The organism is Pseudomonas batumici, from assembly GCF_036585405.1.
Classification (GTDB): Bacteria; Pseudomonadota; Gammaproteobacteria; order Pseudomonadales; family Pseudomonadaceae; genus Aquipseudomonas; species Aquipseudomonas batumici.
Genome location: NZ_CP144470.1, coordinates 369076 through 390623, shown reverse-complemented (window position 1 = coordinate 390623; position 21548 = coordinate 369076). Strand labels below are relative to the sequence as shown.

The following is a 21548-nucleotide window of genomic DNA, read 5'->3' as shown; positions in this document are numbered from 1 at the left end:
TTCAGTACTGCCAACAGTTCGATCACGCTCACAGAACAATCTCCATTCTTTCCGTCGTTGCCGCGTATTCCGAGAGGGTGGGATGTTCGAACAGGGTCCTGACATCGGCTTCCAGGCCTTCCTGGCGCATGCGTTCCATCAGGCTCACGGCGAGCAGCGAATGGCCGCCCAGTTCGAAGAAGTGGTCATGCCGACCGACCTGCGCGATACCCAGCAAGGTTTGCCAGATCTCGGCGATCAGGGTTTCGGTGTCGCCTTGCGGGGCCTCAAAGCCACGGCTGATCAGCGCGCCGTCGTCCGGGGCCGGCAGGGCCTTGCGGTCGAGCTTGCCGTTGGGGGTCAGTGGCAAGGCGTCGAGCCGCACATACGCCACCGGGACCATATAGGCCGGCAGTTGCCCCAGCAGCCAACCGCGCAGGCTGTCGATGGCCGGCTCGGTGTCCGTCGATTGGACGGTGTAATAGGCCACCAGGCGTTTGTCGCCCGGAACGTCTTCACGGGCCGTGACCACCGCTTCGTGGACGGCCGGGTGTTTGGCCAGACGGGCGTCGATCTCGCCCAGTTCGATACGGAAACCGCGGATCTTCACCTGGTCGTCGTTACGGCCCAGGTACTCGATATTGCCGTCTGGCAGGTAGCGACCGAGGTCGCCGGTGCGGTACATGCGGGCCGAAGCTTCCCGACTGAACGGGTCGGTGAGGAAGCGTTCGGCGGTCAGGTCGTCGCGGTTCAAGTAGCCTCGGGCTACACCAGCGCCGCCGATGTAGATTTCTCCCGGAACACCCAGTGGGACGGGTTGCTGCTGTTCATCCAACAGATAGAACTGGGTGTTGCCCACCGGTTTGCCGATATGGGGCGAGAAACCGTCTTCGCGATCCATCGCTACCCAGCTTGAGTAGGTGGTGGTTTCCGACGGGCCGTAGAGGTTACACAGGCGTTGGACGCCCGTCTTTTCGAACAGTGATTCAACCAGGCTGCGTTTCAGGGCTTCACCGGCAACGTTGACCGTGTGCACCGATTCCGGCAGGCCGTCGACCTCCAGCAGGGCCTTGAGGGCTGACGGAACGGTGTTGATCAGGCCGATATCGTGTTCGCCGTGTTGCAACTCCAGGACGTTTTTCACCACCTCGATGCTGCCGCCACAGGTCAAGGGGGCAAAGCACTCATAGACCGCCAGGTCGAAGTTCAGCGAAGTCGAGAACAGCGTCTTGTCCAACGCCGAACCTTCGAAAGCGGCGTGGGCCCAGGTGAGGAAGTTCACGGTGTTACGGTGTTCGATCATCACGCCCTTGGGCAGACCAGTCGAGCCCGAGGTGTAGATCAGGTAGGCCAGATGCGCCGAGGTCAGCCCCGGCACCTGCGGATTCTGGACGGACTCGTCCTGCCAGGTGCCCTGATCAAGATTGATCACGGGCACCGAAACGCCCGCCAACAGCGCCTGGGTAGCCGACTGAGCCAGCACCGCCGCCGGGGCGCTGTCCTGCAGCATGTAGGCAATCCGCTCTACCGGGTAAGCCGGGTCCAACGGCACATAACCGCCACCCGCCTTGAGGATCGCCAGCAAGCCGACGACCATCTCCGCCCCGCGTTCGACGCAGATCCCAACCCGCGAATCCGGCACCACACCCTGCTTACGAAGAACATGGGCCAAACGGTTGGCCTGTTCGTTGAGTTCGCGATAACTCAGACGCTGTTCACCATGGACCACCGCCAAGGCCTCCGGCGTACGCTGCACCTGCGCCTCGAACAACCCATGGATCGTCTGCTGCCGTGGATAATCCAGCGCCGTATCGTTAAGCCCGAACAACAACTGCTCACGCTCGGCGACAGGCAGGATCGAAAGGCTGTCGAGTGCCGTGGCCGGTGACTGTTCCAGCGCACCCACCAGACTTTCCAGCGCCGTCTGCATATAGCCGCAAACGCGCCCGGCGCCGACGCTGCCGGTGACCAGCACCGTCAGCTTGAAACCGTCGCCCAGGTCGTCGACGTTCAAGGTCAACGGATAGTTGGTGCGTTCCTCGCCACTGAGCACCTCGATACCGCGCCAGGCCTCAAGGGCCTCACCCGACTGTTGCGACGCGGCACTGTGCCGATAGTTGAGCAGCGCACTGAACAGCGGCAGCGGCGTGGCCACCCCGCTGCAACGCTGGGCCAGCACCAACGGTGCATGTTCGTGGCCGAGCAGCGCGGTGAGTCGCGCATGGGTCGCCCGGACCCCGTCCCGCGCGCCCTGCTCGCCCAGGTCCACCCGCAGCGGCAAGGTATTGATAAACATCCCCAGGGCCCGGTCGGCACCCTCGCCGCCCTGCATACGGCCCATCAGCACGGTGCCGAAGACCACCGTACGCTTGCTCGAAACCTTGCCCAATACCTGGGCCCAGGCCAGGTGCACCAGGCTGGCGACACTCACCCCCAACTGACGGGCCTGGGCCCGCAGGCGCAGGTCCAGCCGGCTGTCCAGCGCCAGGCTGCTTTCCTCGATATCGCGACCGTCACCCTGCACATCGAGCAGGCCAAACGGCAGGGTCGGTTCATCGATATCGCCCAGCATCTCGCGGAAGAACCCTTCATGGGCCTCGCGGCTCACACCCAGGCGGGCCTGGGCCACATAGTTGCGATACGGCACCGCGGCACCGAGCTGGCCGGCCAGGCCGAGCAGGTGCGCCTGCATATCCTGGCGCACCACGTCCATCGCGGTGTGGTCCAGGGCCATATGGTGGAACAACAGCATCGCCACCCAGCGCTGGTTCGGCACGTCCTCGGCGAAGACCAGGCGCATCAGCGGCGCCTGGGTCAGGTCCAGGCGCGAATGACGGGCGTCGAAACGCTCATGCAGTTGCTCGGCGATCTCGCCCTCGGACGGATCGAGTTCGACCTGTTCCAGATACAGCCGAGCCTGGCGCCAGACCACCTGCATCGGTGTCTCCAGCCCTTGCCAAAGCACGGCGGTGCGCAGGATGTCATGGCGCTCGATAACGCTTTGCAAGGCATCGATAAAGGCGCTCAGGCGCTCGCGACTGGCCATCTCGAACAGGGTCTGCAGGACATAGGGATCGCCCTGCTCGGCCGTCAGGTGGTGATAAAGAATCCCTTCCTGCAACGGCGCTAGCGGGTAGATATCCTGCACATTGGCCACGCCGCCCGGCACGCTGGCGACAATATGATCGATAGCCTCCTGGTCGAGATCGGCCAGGGGCAGCAGATCCGGGGTGATCCGGGTACAGCCGGCCTGGATGACATTGGCCGGGACCTTTATTTCATTGCCGCCACCGACGGCGGCCGCCAGCGCGGCCAGGGTCGGCTGGCCGAACAGTACACGCACATCGGCGCTCAAACCGGCCTGGCGCATACGCTCGATCAGGCTCACGGCCAGCAGCGAGTGCCCGCCCAGTTCGAAGAAGTGATCATGACGCCCGACCCGCTCGACCTTGAGCACCTCGGCCCAGATCGCCGCCAGGGTGGTTTCGACCGCGCCTTCAGGCGCCTCGTAACCACGGCTGACCAGTGCCTGCGCATCCGGTGCCGGCAGGGCCTTGCGGTCCAGTTTGCCGTTCGGCGTCAGCGGCAGCGCATCGAGACGCACGTAGGCCGCGGGCACCATGTAGTCCGGCAAGCGAGCCTGCAAATGGCTGCGCAGGGTTTCGATATCCAGCGTCTGTTGCGGCTCGCGCAGGGTGAAATAGGCCACCAGGCGTTTCTCACCGGCCTCCTGCCGCGCCAGCAGCACCGCGTCCTGTATCGCCGGGTGCGTGACCAGGGCGGCCTCGATTTCACCCAGTTCTATACGGAAACCACGGATCTTCACCTGACCGTCGTTACGGCCGAGGTATTCCAGGTTACCGTCCGCCCTCCAGAGACCGAGGTCACCGGTGCGGTACAGCAGTGCCCCTTCCAGATCGCTGAACGGATCGGCGACAAACTGCGTCGCGCTCAATTCCGGCCGGTTCAAATAACCCTTGGCCACGCCCTGGCCGCCGATATACAGCTCACCGGGCACGCCTACCGCCACCGGTTGACGGCGGGCATCCAGCACATAGACCCGGCTGTTGCCGATCGGTCGACCGATGGGAATAGCGCCGTTACCCACCGAAGTGATCTCGTAGGTCGCGGAAAAGGTCGTGGCCTCGGTCGGGCCATAGCCGTTGAGCAGATGCTGCGGTGCGCCTTGCACCAGTACCCGGGCGATGACCGCCGGGTCCAGCACGTCGCCACCCACTATCAGGTAGCGCAAGCGAGCGAAGACCTCCATCAGGCCGTCGGCGTATTGATGGAACAGGCCGGCAGTCAGCCACAGCACGCTGACCGACTGCGCCAGCAGCAGCGCCCGGAATTCATCCTGGGACAGCAATATCGAGTGCTCGACCACCACCACGCAACCGCCATTGAGCAACGGTGCCCAGACATCCAGGGTGCTGGCGTCAAAGGCCGGATTGGAGGCGAAGGCCACGCGATCCTGCGCATTGAAGTCGGCGTAGCCGTTGTCGATCACCAGGCGGCCGATGGCCCGGTGCGGAACCCGCACCCCCTTGGGCGTCCCGGTTGAGCCGGAGGTGTACATGATATAGGCCACCGACTCGGCGGTTGCCGCTGGATCCGGATTGGCCGCCGGCTCTGCGCTGACAGACCGGGTGTCGAGGTCGAGACGCCGTACACCCGGATCCAGGGTTTCAGCGCTGTAGGTCAGCACCAGCACGGCCTGGCTGTCCTGCACCATGAAGGCCTGGCGTTCGCGCGGGGCATTGATGTCCAGCGGCACATAGACTGCCGCGCACTTGAGCACCGCCAATTGACTGACCACCAGGTCGATGGAGCGCGGCAACAGTAGCGCCACGCTATCCCCCGGCTGCACGCCGAGGCTAGCCAGTTCAAGCGCAAGCAGGTTGGCCTGGCGATTCAGTTCGCGGTAGCTCAGGCTCGTCGCGTCATGTGCCACCGCCGATGCATCAGGAGTGCGCTGCACCTGGGCCTCGAACAGAGCGTGCACGGTCGTGTGCCGTGGCGAATCGGTGGTGGTGGCGTTGAAGCCCACCAGCACCTGCTCGCGCTCTGCCGGTGGCAGGATCGACAGACTGTCCAGCGTCGCCGCAGGCGTCTGTTCCAATGCCTGGACCAGTTGCGCCACCGCCGCCTGCATATAGCCACAGAGGCGTTGCGCACCGACCTCGGCGGTGACCAGCACCGACAGCTTGAAGCCATCGCCCAGGTCATCGACGTTCAGGGTCAGCGGGTAGTTGGTGCGTTCCTCGGCGCCGAAGGCTTCAATGCCGCGCCAGGCCGCTTCATGCTCGGCCGTGGTCGCCGCCACCACACTGTGGCGGTAATTGAGCAGCGCGCTGAACAACGGTGCCGGTGCGGCCACGCCGCTGCAACGCTGGGCCAGCACCAGAGGCGCATGTTCATGCCCGAGCAGTGCGGTCAGTTGCCCGTGGGTTGCCTTGAGCCCGGCGACCACCGTCTGCGCACCGACATCGACCCGCAACGGCAAGGTGTTGATAAACATGCCCAGGGCCCGGTCGGCGCCCTCGCCGGCCTGCAGGCGGCCCAGCAGTACCGTGCCGAACACCACTTGCTCGCGGCCCGAGACACTGCCCAGCACCCGTGCCCAGGCCAGGTGCATCAGGCTCGCGGCGCTGACCCCGGCCTGCCGGGCCTGAGCCCGCAGGCGCAGGTTCAGCTCGGTCGCCAGGGTCAGGCTGGCCTCTTCAATATCACGTCCGCCGTCCTGCACATCCTGCAGGCCGAACGGCAGGGTCGGCTCGTCGATATCGCCGAGCACCCCACGGAAAAACGCCTCATGCTGCGCCTGGCTGACACCCAGGCGCGCCTGGGCCACATAGTTGCGGTACGGCACCGCTTCGCCCAGGGTATGGGCCTCGCCGAGCAGATGCGCCTGGATTTCGTGCTGGACCACATCCAGCGCGGTGTGGTCGAGGGCCATGTGGTGGAACAGCAACATCGCCAGCCAACGGTCATTGGCTGCGTCCAGGGTAAAGACAATGCGGATCAACGGCGCCTGGCGCACATCGAGGCGGTAGTGGCGCGGATCGAAACGCTGGTGCAACTGCTCGGCCAGCGGACCGGCCGCCGGATCGAGGAACAGCTCGGTGACTTCAAGCGTGGCCCGACGCAACACCACCTGCAACGGCTCGTCGAGCCCTTCCCAGAGCACGGCGGTACGGAGGATATCGTGACGGTCGATCACCCCTTGCAAGGCGCTGCTGAAATCCTTCAACCGCGCGCGGTCCCGCAGGCCGAACAGCGCTTGCAGGACATAGGGGTCGCCCTGTTCGGCGCTGATATGGTGATAGAGGATCCCCGCCTGCAACGGTGCCAGCGGATAGATATCCTGCACGTTCAGCGCGCCGCCCGGCACGCTTACCAGTACCTGGTCGATCTGCGCCTGGGTCAGCTGGATCAGCGGCAGCAGGTCCGGGGTAAGGTGTGCGCAGCCCTCCGCAATCAGATTGGCCGGCACCACGATTTCCGTGCCGCCGCCCACCGCTGCGGCCAGCGCGGCCAGGGTCGGCTGGCCGAACAGCACGCGTACGTCGGCGCTCAGGCCGACCTGGCGCATGCGTTCGATCAGGCTGACCGCCAGCAACGAATGGCCGCCCAGTTCGAAGAAGTGGTCATGGCGTCCGACCCGCTCGACCTTGAGCACATCTGCCCAGATCGATGCCAGCAGGGTTTCCACCTCCCCTTGCGGCGCCTGGTAATCGCCGCGGGCCAGGGCGTCCGACTCCGGCACCGGCAGTGCCTTGCGGTCGACCTTGCCGTTCAGGGTCAGCGGCAATGCGTCCATTTGCACATAGGCGCTGGGCACCATGTACTCCGGCAACAGGCCTTGCAGGTAGCCGCGCAGGGCTTCCGCCGTGGCCGGCTCGCCGGTCGCGGTGATATAGGCCACCAGGCGTTTGTCGCCGGGAACGTCCTCGCGGGCCAGCACGATGCACTCGCGCACCTGCGGATGGGTGCTCAGGCGCGCCTCGATTTCCCCGAGCTCGATCCGGAAACCGCGAATCTTCACCTGGTCATCGTTACGCCCCAGGCACTCCAGCTGGCCATCGACCGACCAGCGGCCGAGGTCGCCGGTGCGATAGAGCAAGGCGCCCTGCTCATGGCTGAACGGGTCGGCGATAAATTTCTCGGCGGTCAGGTCGGCACGGTTGAGGTAACCCTGCGCCACGCCCTTGCCGCCGATGCAGATTTCACCGCTGACGCCCAGGGGCAGCAACTGCTGGCGGGCATCGAGGACATAGACCTGGGTATTGCCGATAGGACGGCCGATCGGTACGCTTTCGGCATCCTCGGCCACTGCGGTCACGTGACAGGTGGTGGCGTAGGTGGTGGTTTCGGTTGGTCCGTAGCAATGCACCAGGCGCAGTTGTGGCGCCAGCGCCAGCAGGCGGCGGAACGACGCCGGGTCGCTGCGCTCGCCCCCGCACAGGAGGATCCGCAAGCCCTTGATCGCCTCCGGGATCAGTTGCACGTACTGGTTGAACACCGCCGTGGTGACAAACAGCACCGTGGCCTTGGCGCTGATCAGCAGCTCGCCGAAGCGCGCCGGTTCGAGCAGCGTGTCATGGTCCACCACCAGCACCTGGCCGCCATTGAGCAAGGCGCCCCAGACGTCCATGGTGCTGGCGTCGAACGCCGGATTGGAGCTGAAGGCGATCCGATCCTGGTCATTGAAGTCGGCGTAACCGTTGTTGATCACCAGGCGCGTGATGGCCCGGTGCGGCACCACCACGCCCTTGGGCACCCCGGTGGAGCCGGAGGTGTACATGATGTAGGCCGGGCTTTCGCTCGATTGCGGTAATTGCAGGTCTACCGTCGGCAAGGCGTCCAGCGCCAGGACGTCGAGATCGACCCGCGCCGCCGTGCCGCTGGCCAGTGCGAAACCGCCCTGGGTCAGCAGGACCACGGCCTGGCTGTCTTCAAGCATGAATTGCTGGCGCTCCAGCGGCGCCTTGGTGTCCAGCGGCACATAGACCGCCGCGCACTTGAGAATCGCCAACTGGCTGACCAGCAGGTCCAGGGAGCGCTCCAGCAGGATCGCCACCCGCACCCCTGGTTGAACACCAAGACCGAGCAGATGGGCGGCCAGTTGGTTGGCCCGGCTGTTCAACTGCGCGTAGCTCAGGGCCTGGCCGTGGTGCACAGCCGCCGTCGCTTGTGGCCGCAGGCGGGCCTGGTCCTCGAACAGGCTGTGCACGGTGCGGGTCATCGGGTAATCGAACGCCGTGGCATTGAAGTCCAGCACCAATTGCCGACGTTCATCCTCCGGCAGCACCGCCAGGTCGCGCACCGTGGAGTCCGGCGCGGACTCCAGGGCCTCGACCAGTTGGGTCAAGGCCGTCTGCATATAACCGCAGACCCGCTGACCGTCGACTCCACCCGCCACCTGCACGCTCAGCAGGAAGCCTTCGCCCTGGTCGTCCACCGACAAGGTGCAGGGGTAGTTGGTTCGCTCGCGAACGCCAAGTACCAGGGTATCCGCCCAATAATCGCCACCGCTGGCTTCGAGCGCCGGGCTGTGTCGGTAGTTGAGCAGCGCGCTGAACAGCGGCGACGAAGCCGCCACCGCACTGCAACGCTGGGCCAGCACCAACGGCGCATGCTCGTGACCGAGCAATGCGGTCAGCCGGGCGTGGGTCTGGCGCACCGCCTGGCGTACCGCGCAGGCACCAACGTCGACCCGCAACGGCAAGGTGTTGATGAACATACCGAGTGCGCGATCGGCCCCCAGGCCGCTTTGCATACGACCCAGCAGCACGGTGCCGAAGACCACGTCGTCACGGCCGCTGACGCTGCCCAGAACCCGGGCCCAGGCCAGATGATGCAGGCTGGCGGCACTCACCCCCAGTTGCCGGGCCTGGCTGCGCAGGCGTTGACACAGCTCAGCCGGAAGATCGTGGCGGACCTCCTTGACGCCCTGCCCGTCGCCCTGCACCTGCAGCAGGCCGAACGGCAAGGTCGGTTCGTCGATATCACCGAGCATTTCGCGGAAGAACGCTTCATGTTGCTCGCGGCTCACCCCCAGGCGGGCCTGGCCCACATAGTTGCGGTACGGCATCGCCGCCGGCAGTTGTCCGGCCGCGCCATGCAGATGGGCGAGCATCTCTTCGCTCATCACATCCAGGGCGGTGTGATCGAGGGCGATATGGTGGAACAGCAGTATCGCTACCCAACGCTGGTTGGCCGGATCCTCGGCGAAGGCCAGGTGCATCAGCGGCGCCTGGCCGAGGTCCAGACGGCACTCCCGGGGATCGAAACGACGCTGCAACTGGCCGAGGATATCGCCCTCGGCCGGGTCCAGCGCGATCTGTTCCAGCGGCAGTTCGACGTGGCGCAGGACCACTTGCTGCGGTTCTTCCAGGCCTTGCCAGACCAGCGCCGTGCGCAGGATGTCATGGCGGTCGATCACGGCCTGCAAGGCTTCGGCGAAACCACGCAGTTGCGCCAGGTCCTGCAGGGCGAAGGTCGCCTGCAGCAGGTACGGATCGCCCTGTTCGGCGGCGATATGGTGATAAAGAATGCCTTCCTGCAAAGGTGCCAGTGGATAGATATCCTGCACATTGCCGGTGCCACCGGGCACACCGGCGACAATGCGGTCGATACTGGCCTGGTCCAGGGTGGTCAGGGTCAACATGTCCGGGGTGATGCGTTCGCAACCGGCGGGAATACCGTTGGCCGGAACCACGATCTCGATCCCGCCGCCTACCGCTGCCGCCAGCGCCGCCAGGGTCGGCTGGCCGAACAGCACGCGCACGTCGGCACTGAGGCCGGCCTGGCGCATGCGCTCGATCAGCTTCACCGCCAACAGCGAATGGCCGCCCAGTTCGAAGAAATGGTCCTGGCGACCGACCCGTTCAACACCGAGCAGCTCGCACCAGAGCGCGGCCAGGGTGGTTTCGGTGTCACCGAGCGGCGCCTGGTAGTCACGGCTGGCGAAGGCGTCGGCCGAAGGCTCCGGCAGCGCGCGGCGATCCAGCTTGCCGTTGGGTGAAACCGGGAGTTTTTCCAGGTGCACATAGGCCGCCGGAATCATGTAGTCGGGCAACAGCGCCTGCAGATGCAGGCGCATCTGATCGGCTTCCGGCGCCGCTTGGCCGGCCTGCACACTGAAATACGCCACCAGGCGCTTTTCCCCGGGGCGGTCTTCGCGGGCCAGCACCGCCGTGTCCCGCAGGCCCGGATATTGGCCGAGGCGCGCCTCGATCTCACCCAGTTCGATACGGAAGCCACGGATCTTGATCTGGTCGTCGTTGCGCCCCAGGTAGTCGATCTGGCCGTCGGCCTGCCAGCACCCCAGGTCGCCGGTCTTGTACAGCCGCGCGCCTTCGGTGGCGGCGAACGGATCGCAGATAAAGCGTTCGGCGGTCAGCCCGTCGCGGTTCAGGTAGCCACGGGCGACACAAACACCGCCGATATAGAGTTCTCCCGCCACGCCCACCGGCACCGGCCGCAAGTGTTCGTCGAGCAGGTAGATCCGGGTATTGGCCACCGGTTTGCCGATGCTCGGCAGGGTCGGCCAGGCCTGCGGGTCGCCCCTCAGGGTCAGCGCCGTGACGACGTGGGACTCGGTCGGACCATAGTGGTTGTGCAGACGCGCCTCTTCCAGGCGCGCGAAGAAGCGGCGCATCGGTTCGGTGATCCGCAGTTGCTCGCCGGCGGTGATCACGTCCTGCAACGCACAGGCCGGTTGCTCCGTCTCGGCCACCATGGCTTCGGCCAGGGCCTGCAGGGCGATGCACGGCATATACAGCCGCTCGATGCGCTGCTGGCAGATATGCTGGAACAGGCGGCGGAAATCCAGGCGGATATCGCCATGGATCAGCGACAGCTCGCCGCCGGCGCACAAGGTGCTGAAGACCTCCTGGAAGGCCACGTCGAACCCCAGGGCGGCGAACTGCAGGGTCCGTTGCCCGGGTCGGCCGTGCTCGAAGGTCTGGGCGATCTGCCAGTGCATCAGGTTGACCAGCGGCCCGTGGGGCATGGCCACGCCCTTGGGCTGGCCGGTGGAACCCGAGGTGTAGATCAGGTACGCCAGGTGCGCCGAAGTCAACCCCGGCACCTGCGGATTGTGTCGGGGCGCGGCATCGATCCCGCTCTCGCCCCGGGCCTCGGCCTCCAGCAACAGCACCGGCATGGCCGCCTGCGGGAAGCGCTCGCGCAAGCCGCGCTGGCTCAGCAGCACCTTGGGCGCGCTGTCCTCCAGCATGTAGGCCAGGCGCTCGGCCGGATACGACGGGTCCAGCGGCACATAGCCGGCGCCGGCCTTGAGAATGCCCACCAGGCCGGCAATCATTTCCAGGCTGCGCTCCACACAGATTGCCACCCGATCGTCGGCACCGATGCCCTCGGCGATCAACCGATGGGCAATCTGGTTGGCCCACTGGTTCAGTTCGGCGTAGCTCAGGCGCTGGCCTTCATAGGTGACGGCCACCGCCTCAGGTTGCGCCGCCGCGTGAGCCTCGAACAGTTGATGGAGCAGCAGGTCGGTCGGATAGGCGCAATCGAAGGCGTTGAAGTCTTCCAGCAACTGCCGGCGCTCGCTCGCCGGCAACCAGCCGAGGCTGTGCAAGGGCGCATCGGGCCGACGATCCAGCGCCTCGGCCAGTTGTTCCAGCACCGTGTGCATGTAGCCGCAGATGCGTTCGGCACCGACCCCGGCCACGGCCTGTACGGTCAGGCCGAAGGACTCGCCCAGGTCGTCCACCGACAGCGACAACGGATAGTTGGTCCGCTCCTCGCCGCCCAGCACCTCGACCCCGGCCCAGATCCTGGCCTGGCCGGCGTCCTTCGGTGCCTGGGCGCCGACGGCGGCGTGCCGGTAGTTCATCAGGGCACTGAACAAGGGCGTCGGTGCCGCCACCCCACTGCAACCCTGGGCCAGCGACAACGGCGCGTGTTCATGACCCAACAGAGCCGCCAGCCGCGCGTGGGTGGTACGGACCGCTGTCCGGATACCCTGCTCACCCGCCGCGACCCGCAACGGCAAGGTATTGATGAACATGCCCAGCGCCCGCTCGGCACCCTCGCCACTGTGCAAGCGGCCCATCAGCACGGTGCCGAAGACCACATCCTGGCGACCGGACAGGCGTGCCACCACCTGGCCCCAGGCCAGATGATGCAGGCTGGCGTTGCTCACCCCCAGGCGCCGGGCCTGGGCCCGCAAGCGCTGGGCCAGCGCCGGGTCCACCGGCAACAGGGCTTGCTCGACGCCGCTGCCGTCGCCCTGCACGTCCTGCAGGCCAAGCGGCAAGGTCGGTTCGTCGACATCGCCGAGCATCTCGCGGAAGAACGCCTCGTGTTGCTCGCGACTCACCCCCAGACGGGCCTGGGCCACATGGTTGCGATAGGGTACGGAAGCGGCCAGTTCGGCGCCGCGGCCCTGGCTGAACGCCTCGATCTCCTTGCCCAGCAGGGCCAGGGAGGTGGCGTCGTCGATCAGGTGATGGAACAGCAGTACCGCGACCCAGCCGCCGTTGGCGGCGTCCTCGGCATAGTGCAGGCGCATCATCGGCGCCTGGCGCAGATCCAGGCGCATCCGCCGCGGATCGAAATGCGCTTGCAACTGGGTGGCCACATCACCTTGATCCGGATGTGGCAAGAACGCCTCGACCCGCAGCCGCGCCTCACGCCAAACCACCTGCACCGGCTCGTCGAGTGCTTCCCAGGCCACGGCGGTGCGCAGGATATCGTGGCGGTCGATCACCGCCTGCAGGGACTCGGCAAAACCCAGCAACTGCTCGAAGTGGTCGACCCGCAACAGGGCCTGCAACAGGTACGGATCACCCTCATCGCTGGACAGGTGGTGATAGAGGATGCCTTCCTGCAACGGCACCAGCCCATAGATGTCCTGCACATTGCCCATGCCGCCGGGCACGCCAGCCACCACGCGGTCGATCTCGTCCTGGCTAAGGGACGCCAGGGGCAGCATGTCCGGGGTGATGCGCTCGCAGCCCTCGGGAATGCCATTGAGCGGCACGACCACCGCACCTTGGTTACCGCTGGCCGCCGCCAGCGCGGCCAGGGTCGGCTGGCCGAACAGCACGTGCACATCGGCATTCAGGCCGACTTCGCGCATGCGTTCGATGAGTTTCACCGCCAGCAGCGAATGCCCGCCGAGTTCGAAGAACTGATCGTGACGACCCACCTGCTCGACACCGAGCAACTCGACCCAGAGTCCGGCCAGGGTGGTTTCCGCCGGGCCCTCGGGGGCTTCATATTCGCGCCGGGCATAAGACTCGGTCGACGGCACGGGGAGCGCCTTGCGATCGAGCTTGCCGTTGGCGGTCAGCGGGAAGGCCTCCAGGCTGACAAAGGCGCTTGGCAGCATGTATTCGGCCAAGGACTGACGCAGTTGCTCGCGCAATTGCGCGGCGTCCAACTCGACGCCAGCCGTGCCGATGACATAGGCCACCAGGCGCTTGTCACCCGGTTCGTCCTCGCGCACCAGTACCACTGCGTCACGTACGCCCTCGCAGGCGGACAACTGCGCTTCGATTTCCCCCAGTTCGATGCGGAAACCGCGGATCTTCACCTGTTCGTCGTTGCGGCCCAGGTATTCCAGGCTGCCGTCGGCCAGCCAGCGGCCAAGGTCGCCGGAACGGTACATCCGCGCGCCGGGAGCCGGGACAAACGGATCGTCGAGGAAGCGCGAAGCGTTCAGTTCCTCGCGGTTGAGATAGCCCCGGGCAACCCCGGCACCACCGACATACAACTCCCCTACCATGCCTGGCGGCACGGGTTGGCCGTAGCTGTCGAGCAGGTACAGGCGCAGATCGGGAATCTGCCTGCCGATGGGGCTCGCGCCCACACGCTGGGCGTCTTCGGCCTGCAACGGGTAGTAGGTCACGTGCACCGTGGTCTCGGTGATGCCGTACATATTCACCAGTTGCGTGGCGGCGTTCAGGTCCCGGGCGTACCAGGGCTTGAGCAGCGCGGTGTCCAGCGCTTCACCGCCGAAAATCACCTGGCGCAACGAATGTGGCTGGCCGTTTTCACCCTGGGCCGCGATCAATTGACGGAACGCGCTCGGGGTCTGGTTGAGCACCGTCACCCCGGCACTGCACAGCAGCTTGTAGCAGTCCTCGGGGGAGCGGCTGACCAGTTGCGGCACGATCAGCAAACGTCCGCCGTGCAGCAGCGCGCCCCAGATTTCCCAGACCGAGAAGTCGAAGGCGAACGAGTGGAACAGCGCCCAGACGTCCTGCTCGCCAAAGCCGAACCAGGCCTCGGTGGCCGAGAACAGCCGCGCAACATTGCGGTGTTCGACCATCACGCCCTTGGGCAGGCCGGTGGAACCGGAGGTGTAGATCACATAGGCCAGGCTGGAGGGCGTTAGCCCCGGCACCTGCGGATTCTGGACGGATTCGTCCTGCAGATCCGCATCGTCGAGATTGATGACCGGCACCTGCACCGCCGGCAAGGCTTCCTGCACCGCCTGCTGGCTGAGCAACGCCACCGGGGCGCTGTCGCCGAGGGTGTAGGCCAGGCGCTCGCGGGGATAGGCCGGATCCAGCGGCACATAACCGGCGCCGGACTTGAGGATACCCAGCAGACCAATGATCATCGCCGGGCCGCGTTCAACGCAGATCGCCACCCGATCGTCCGGGCGCACGCCCAGGGCCAGCAGGCGATGGGCAACCTGGTTGGCCCGGGCGTTGAGTTCGCCGTAGCTCAGGCTGTGCTCCTGATACACCAGCGCCACGGCCTCCGGCCGCTCGGCGGCACGCGCCTCGAACTGCTGGTGGATCGTGTGATCCTCGGCGAACGCCTGCTGGCCGGCATTCCATGCCTGCAACTGCAGGGTTTCGGCGGCGGTGGGCAGAGAGAAACCGCGAATCGGCAAGCGTGCATCCGCCAGCCCCTGCTCCAGCACGTGGTGCAGGCGCTCGGCCATGGCCTGGATCTCGTCCGCCTGGAAATATGCCTCGTTGTAGATGTAGTGCAACCGGGCTTCATCATCGTGGACATTGGTCCGCAGATGGATGGCCAGCGGCGTCTGTTCGTGATTGTTCGAGCACTTCACCGTACGGACCGTCGCCTGCCCGAAACGGAGCAGATGATGGTGTTGTTCGTAGGAAAACGTCAGGTCGAACAGTTGCGCGCGATCGGCGCGGCGCAACTCCAGCAAACGGTTGAGATCGCTGACCGGGAAACGCTGGCTGCGGTAATCGCGCTTGACGGCGCGGGCGATGCCTTGCACCAACTCGGCAAACGGCAGCTCGGCAGGAAACTGCAGACGCAGCACGCTGAGCTGGGCGAACAACCCGAGGGTTTTCTTGAAGCCGGCATTGGAGCGGTTGAGGATCGGCAGGCCGATCACCAGCTCATCGCGCTGGTGGGTCCGGGTGAAACAGATATACAGCGCCGCGAGCAGGACATGAAAACGCGAAGCCTGCAGCTCCTGGGACAAGTCGTCGAGGCGATTCTCAAGGTCCCGGGAAAAACCGCTTACGCTATGGCCGCTGCGGCTCGGGCCGTCGCCCTGGGCCTGGCGGTAGCGCGGGAGCAGCAGGGGTTCGGGGATGTCGCGGTACTTTTCCAACCAGTAGGCCTGGTCCCGCAGGAAACGCGCTGATTGCCGGTAGGCGCGGTCGTCCTGGATAAAGTCGACATAGGATGGCGCTGACAAATCGGGCGTGCGCTGATCGTGCAAGGCGTTGTAGATCTGGCTGAGGGAGGCAAAGAGTTCGTCGATGCCCCAGCCGTCGAGCACGATATGGTGGGCATGCACGGCAAAATAGAAGCGCTGTGCCTCGAGCTTGAGCAGATGGAAACGGAACAGTGGGCCGCCATCGAGCTTGAACGCGCGTTCGAACTGGCGTTGCATCCAGCCCACGGCGACCTGGTGCGGATCCGCCTGCCCCTGCAGGTCAAGCGGTGCCACCCACACCGGCAGTGTCGCGGCGAAGGTCTGAAGCGGTACGCCCGCCTCGTCACGTTCGTCGAGCAAGACCATGCGCAAGGCATCGTGCTTTTCGATCAACAGATCAACGGCCCGCTGGAACACCTCGGGATCGAGGTGCCCCTCGATCTCCAGGTAGCCCCCGATGTTGTACAACGGCGAGTCGCCCTGGGTCATCTGGTCCAGCCAGATATTGCGTTGGGCAGCGGTCAGGGCAAGTGCCATACATTTCTTCTCGCAAAGGGTCGGCCTCGCCACGACAAAAAGGCGGCGACAGCTGGAAGTTGAGTCGAGTCCTGGGGCCGACCGACTCCGCCCGGCGTGGCGAAGGGTCGTCCCTGGAAAAGTTAAACAGCGCTGGAAATCAGGCGCGCTTGCCCTGCACCGCACAATTCACGTCGGAGACGATCTTCCCGTCCACCAACTTGATGATGCGGTCGGCCAACTGGAAGTACTGGTCATCGTGAGTGATGATCAGCACGGTCTTGCCGCGACGCTTGAGGTCCGGCAGCAGCTCCTCGTAGAAGAAGCGCTTGAACGGCGGGTCCTGGTCGGCGGCCCATTCGTCGAGCAGGTAGATCGGCCGGTCTTCCATGTAGGCGCAGACCAGCGCCAGGCGTTTCTGCTGGCCGTAGGACAGGGCCTTGGTGGTGGAGTAACCGAGCCCCTCGATCTTGATCTTGTCTTCCAGACCCAGGGTCTCCAGGTATTTCTGCGCCAGTTCGGTGCTGGCGTCCTCTTCTTCATCGGGACCGATCAGCCGGTTGAACAGATGGAAGTCGGAGAACACCGCAGAGAACAGGTCACGGTAGTCGCTGCGCGACTCCTCGGTGATCAGCGTGTCGTCGAGCAGCACCTGCCCGCCCTGCGGGATGTACAGGCCACAGATGACCTTGGCCAGGGTGCTCTTGCCGCAACCGTTGCCACCGACGATGTAGATCAGCTCGCCGGCACGTACCGTCAGGTCGATGGGCCCCAGGCCAAACCCGGTGCCGGTGAGCGGGTCCTGGTAGTTCATGTGCACGTCGCGCAACTGGATGCTGTCCCAGGACTTCTTGTGATCCAGGAGCAGCACATTGCCGGCTTCGCTGGCGAGGGCTTCCGGCTCCGGATGCGGGTCGTTGATCGAGAAACCGAAATCCGCCAGGCGACCGCCGGCGATACGGCCCTGGGCCAGCAACGGCATGGCGCCTATCAGCAGCGACAGCGGGCCCATGATGTACAACACCACCAGCACGCTGGCGGTCATGGTTTGGGTATCGATCACCCCAAGCATGGGGGCGACGAACAGCAGGCAACCGATCAGCAGCGACAAGGTCAGTTGGCCGACGTTGTCGGCGGCGGTGTACCAGAGCCGCTCGATAAAGTTGTAGCGCGCCACCTGGGTCGAGGATTCCTGGATCGCCGAGCGGCTGAACCAGCGGCGCCGGATACCGTTGAGCTTGAGTTCCTTGAGACCGAACACCAGGGCGTGGGTGTATTCGTTGAACGAGGTGAATTCGTCACGCACTTTGTTCGAGAAGGAGATACCGCCCAGGAAAAAGAACAGGTACAGCGCAACCCCCAGCACCATCAGGCCGACGGTCACCGCGAACACCACCCAGGACAGGTAGGCCAGGTAGGCGATGCCGAACAGGAGCACCGACAGCTCCACCAGCACCGACGGCATGATCACCAGGGTGCTGTTGAGTTGCGGAATATCACTGGTCAGCATGGTCAGGACGTTGGGCGCCCCCCGGCGGTCGACTTCTTCCAGGGGCGTGGCGAGGATCTTGCGGCACAGGGCAATCCGCAGGCGGGTCATGATGCGCATGCTGGCGTAGGCCGGAAACAACGCGGCACCGTTGCGGAACAACAGCGCCACCGCACTCAGGCCGACGAACCAGTACAACGACTGCAGCTGGAAGCTTTCCTCATGAATCGCCTGGTTGATCACCTTGATCACCGCGATGGACGCCACCCCGCTGATGATCCCGGTCAATAGGGTCATCAGCGTCAGCCAGGGATGGTTGCGCCACAGCAGACGCATGACCGAGCCAGGTTTGGCCTTCTTCTCTTGCTCGTTTTTCATTGGTTGCTGTCCTTGAATGCATTCGCCCGCGCTGCGGCCGGTCATTGAAAGTCCTGGATCACCCGATGGCGATCACTCAGGTCGGTTGCCAAACGTCGTCCCGGACCGTCATTTCACCCATGGCGACGACGATCAGACGGGGTTCTTCATAGGGGTCACGGGCATGGGCGGCGAGCATGTTGTCGAGCATCACCACATCGCCCTTGCGCCAGTCGAAGCGCACCGCACAGGCCTCGTAGGCTTCGCCGATCAGGGTCATGACCGAGTCCTCGATTTCTGAACCGTCGCCGTAGCTGACCAGTCGTGGCAGGCGGTCGGCGCCGAACATGTCCAGCAGGTCCTCGCGCATTTCCTCGCCCAGGCAGAACGGGTGGTGCAGTTGCACCTGGTTGAAGAAGCAGCGTTCACCGGTGAACGGATGGCTGATCACCGCCGGGCACTGGGTGCGAATCTGCAAGGTCTCGCTGTCGAGCCATTCGAAGTCGGTGCCCTGTTCGCGGCAACGCTGTTCGACGACGCTGCGTTCAGTCGTACCGAAGAACGACTCCCAACCCGGCTCGACGCCGGCGGTAAAGGTGCGGCTGTACATCAGGCCCTTGCTCTCGAAGCGCGCGACCACCTCGGCCGGCAGGCGCTGGAGCACCTGGCGGATGTCCGCCAGCGGCGTCGCGCCACCGACCCGTGACGGCTGTTCGCAGAAGAACCACTGCTTGCGCGGCCAGCTTTCCAGGTGCGAGCTCTCGTTGTGATACAGGATCATCTCGCGCTCGGGATAAGGCGTGGAGCGATAGACATTGCGCCCACCTTCCTTCTTCGGCAGGTCGCCATAACTGCCATGCAGGCCGGGCGACAGCGCCTCGGCAAAGGCTTCGAAGGCCGCGACCGACGCCAGGTCGAAGCCACGGAACAGCACCGCGCCGTGACGGCACAGCAATGCCTCGATCGCCTCGCGTTGCGTGGCGGCCCACAGCATCGGATCGACACCGGCCACGGCCGGTTCGATCACCACCGGCAGGCTCATGCCCGCGGCCAGAAAGGACAACCGCACCGACGGATCAGCGGCCTGACCTGGCCAAGTCGGCGAATCCGCGCGCTGTTCATCGGTGAAAACAGGCGCAGCGTTAGCTTGAAGACTCATGAAAAAACTCCTGGACCACAGCCCCTCACATCCACGTTGTACGGGGCCAGACCAACCCGCTCCGCCGCCGCGCAAGGATAAAAACACCGATGGCGGGGGGCTGTCTGTCACCGCAAACCGGGACAGCGACCGCGCAGTCCGCCGATCCGTCCTGATCGGCCAGGTCACGCTTTTGTCCCCATTTCCCGCGACAGACGCAGGCGACCTGCCAATGCTGAAATGCGGCAACTGCGGATCGTGCCGGCTCTTCGAATGGATCCTCCAGGCCGCAGGGATGTCTCGAGTGCAGCGCATTTGGCCACGGCAAAAATGCGTTGCATCTGGTTATTACACAGGAGCGTTAGTCATGCCGATCAAGAACACTGGCGATTCGGTCCACACCGCGCCAGCCCCTCTCACGCCCGGTGCCTTCCTGCATGAGATATTCAGTGCCCGGGCGCGTGAGTTTCCCGAGCGAACGGCGGTGTCCGACGCCACTCGGACATTGAGCTATGCCCAGCTCGACGCGCTGTCGTCGAAGCTGGCGGCGCGCCTGCGCCATGAAGGCGTCAAGGATGGCCTGCGGGTGGGCATGTACCTGCCGCGCAGCGTCGATCTGGTCATCAGCCTGCTGGGCATCCTCAAGGCCGGTGGTGCCTATGTCCCGGTCGACCCGCAGTACCCGGGCAAACGCGTCGAGCACATCGTCCGCGACAGCGGCCTGGGCCTGGTGATCGGCGATGCCGCGAACCTGCCGAAGAGCCCTTCCCTGCGCGTGCTGGACCTCGACCAGTTGCTGTCCGCGCCGGAGCTGGAACTGAGCGTCGATGGCAGCCGTCGCGATCCGGACCAGGCCACCGCCTACGTCATCTACACCTCCGGTTCCACCGGTGAACCCAAGGGCGTACAGGTCGCCCACGGCAACGTCAGCCGCCTGCTGGAAAGCACGCAACGCAACTACGGTTTCAACGCCCAGGACGTCTGGTCGATGTTCCACTCCATCGGCTTCGACTTTTCGGTCTGGGAAATCTGGGGTGCCCTGGCCCACGGCGGCCAGGTGGCCGTGGTTCCGTATGAGGTCTCCCGCTCTCCCGTCGCCCTGCGCCAATGGCTGTCCGACCAGCGCGTGACCGTGCTCAGCCAGACCCCGTCGGCCTTCCGCGGCCTCGACGAGGCCGATCGCGACGCTACCGCGCCCCTGGCCCTGCGCTATGTGGTTTTCGGTGGCGAAGCGCTGCCGGCTACCGTGCTGCGTCCCTGGGTCGAGCGCCATGGCGACCAGAAGCCGGCACTGATCAACATGTACGGGATTACCGAAGCCACGGTGCACACCACCTTCAAGCGCGTACTGGGCCAGGACCTGGAAAACGCCGCGACGGTCTCCGTCGGCAAGCCGCTGGATGGCTGGCGCCTGCACCTGCTCGACAGCAACCAGATACCGGTCCCCCAAGGCACGGCCGGCGAGCTGTATATCGAAGGGGCCGGCGTGGCCCAGGGTTACCTGAACCGTACCGCGCTCAACGCCGAACGCTTCATCCAACTGCCCGGCACCTCGATCCGCACCTACCGCACCGGCGACCTGCTGGTCCTGGACCCTGACGGTGAGTACCGCTATGCCGGCCGTTGTGACGAACAACTGAAGATCAGCGGTTTCCGCATCGAGCCGGGCGAGATCGAAGCCTGCCTGCAAACCAGCCCGAGCGTGGCCGCCGCCCATGTCGCCGCACACGACTACGGCGACGGCGACCTGCGCCTGGTGGCTTATGTGGTCCCGACCCAGGGTCTGGGCGCCTGGACCGAGCAGACCCGTGGCGAAGTCGCCGCCCTGGCGGCCGCCAGCCTGCCGGACTACATGCGTCCCTCGGCCTACCTGGCACTGACGCAACTGCCGGTGACCGCCCACGGCAAGATCGACAAGCAACAGCTGCCCTCGCCGACCACCGGCGTCACCCCGTCCCATGCGACCGGCACCCAGGGGGTCAGCGAGCCAGAGCAGTTCGTGCTCAAGGTGTGGAGTGAAGACCTGGGCCTGAAGAACATCGGCCTGAATGACGACTTCTTCGACTTCGGCGGCACCTCCCTGGCCCTGATCCGCTCCCTGGGCAAGCTCAAGGCCCACTACCAGATCAACCTCGATCCGGGTGTCCTGGCCAACGGCGCGACCGCCAAGGTCCTGGCCGACTACATCGCCCGCACGCTGGCTCCGCAGCAGTTCGTGCTCAAGGTCTGGAGTGAAGACCTGGGTCTGAAGAACATCGGCCTGAACGATGATTTCTTCGATTTCGGCGGCACCTCCCTGGCCCTGATCCGCTCCCTGGGCAAGCTCAAGGCCCACTACCAGATCAACCTCGACCCGGGTGTCCTGGCCAACGGCGCGACTGCCAAGGCCCTGGCCGACCACATCTCCCGCACGCTTGTTCAAGCCCATTGACCGAAAAGGA

General features: G+C 65.2%; 4 protein-coding genes. 1 reads left to right on the top strand and 3 read right to left on the bottom strand.

Going from position 1 to position 21548, the window contains the following annotated elements; translation table 11 throughout:
• Positions 1-28 precede the first annotated feature (28 nt).
• The 3 genes from sypA to NUH87_RS01580 all read right to left on the bottom strand — a co-directional run bounded on the left by sypA (position 29) and on the right by NUH87_RS01580 (position 19128).
• A complete protein-coding gene (gene sypA, locus NUH87_RS01590; protein ID WP_422393966.1) occupies positions 29-16096 on the bottom strand; it encodes a syringopeptin non-ribosomal peptide synthetase SypA in 16068 nt (5355 codons plus the stop codon).
• A 187-nt stretch (positions 16097-16283) separates the two neighbouring features.
• The gene (locus NUH87_RS01585) at positions 16284-17990 is read right to left on the bottom strand and encodes a cyclic peptide export ABC transporter (protein WP_338524411.1); all 1707 of its coding nucleotides are present in this window, start codon (positions 17988-17990) and stop codon (positions 16284-16286) included.
• A 76-nt stretch (positions 17991-18066) separates the two neighbouring features.
• Positions 18067-19128 carry a TauD/TfdA family dioxygenase gene (locus tag NUH87_RS01580; protein WP_338524410.1) on the bottom strand — a complete coding sequence of 354 codons (1062 nt, stop codon included), beginning with the start codon at positions 19126-19128 and terminating at the stop codon, positions 18067-18069.
• Positions 19129-19474: 346 nt separating this feature from the next.
• Here NUH87_RS01580 and NUH87_RS01575 point away from each other — a divergent pair, with 346 nt between their 5' ends.
• On the top strand, positions 19475-21538 hold the full coding sequence (locus NUH87_RS01575) for an amino acid adenylation domain-containing protein (protein ID WP_338524409.1): 2064 nt from the start codon (positions 19475-19477) through the stop codon (positions 21536-21538).
• Positions 21539-21548 lie beyond the last annotated feature (10 nt).

Excerpts from the sequence above, each read along its gene's own strand:
- NUH87_RS01585 (WP_338524411.1), bottom strand. The coding sequence starts at position 17,990 with ATGAAAAACGAGCAAGAGAAGAAGGCCAAACCTGGCTCGGTCATGCGT.
- NUH87_RS01575 (WP_338524409.1), top strand. The coding sequence starts at position 19,475 with ATGCCGATCAAGAACACTGGCGATTCGGTCCACACCGCGCCAGCCCCT.
- NUH87_RS01580 (WP_338524410.1), bottom strand. The coding sequence starts at position 19,128 with ATGAGTCTTCAAGCTAACGCTGCGCCTGTTTTCACCGATGAACAGCGC.
- sypA (WP_422393966.1), bottom strand. The coding sequence starts at position 16,096 with ATGACCCAGGGCGACTCGCCGTTGTACAACATCGGGGGCTACCTGGAG.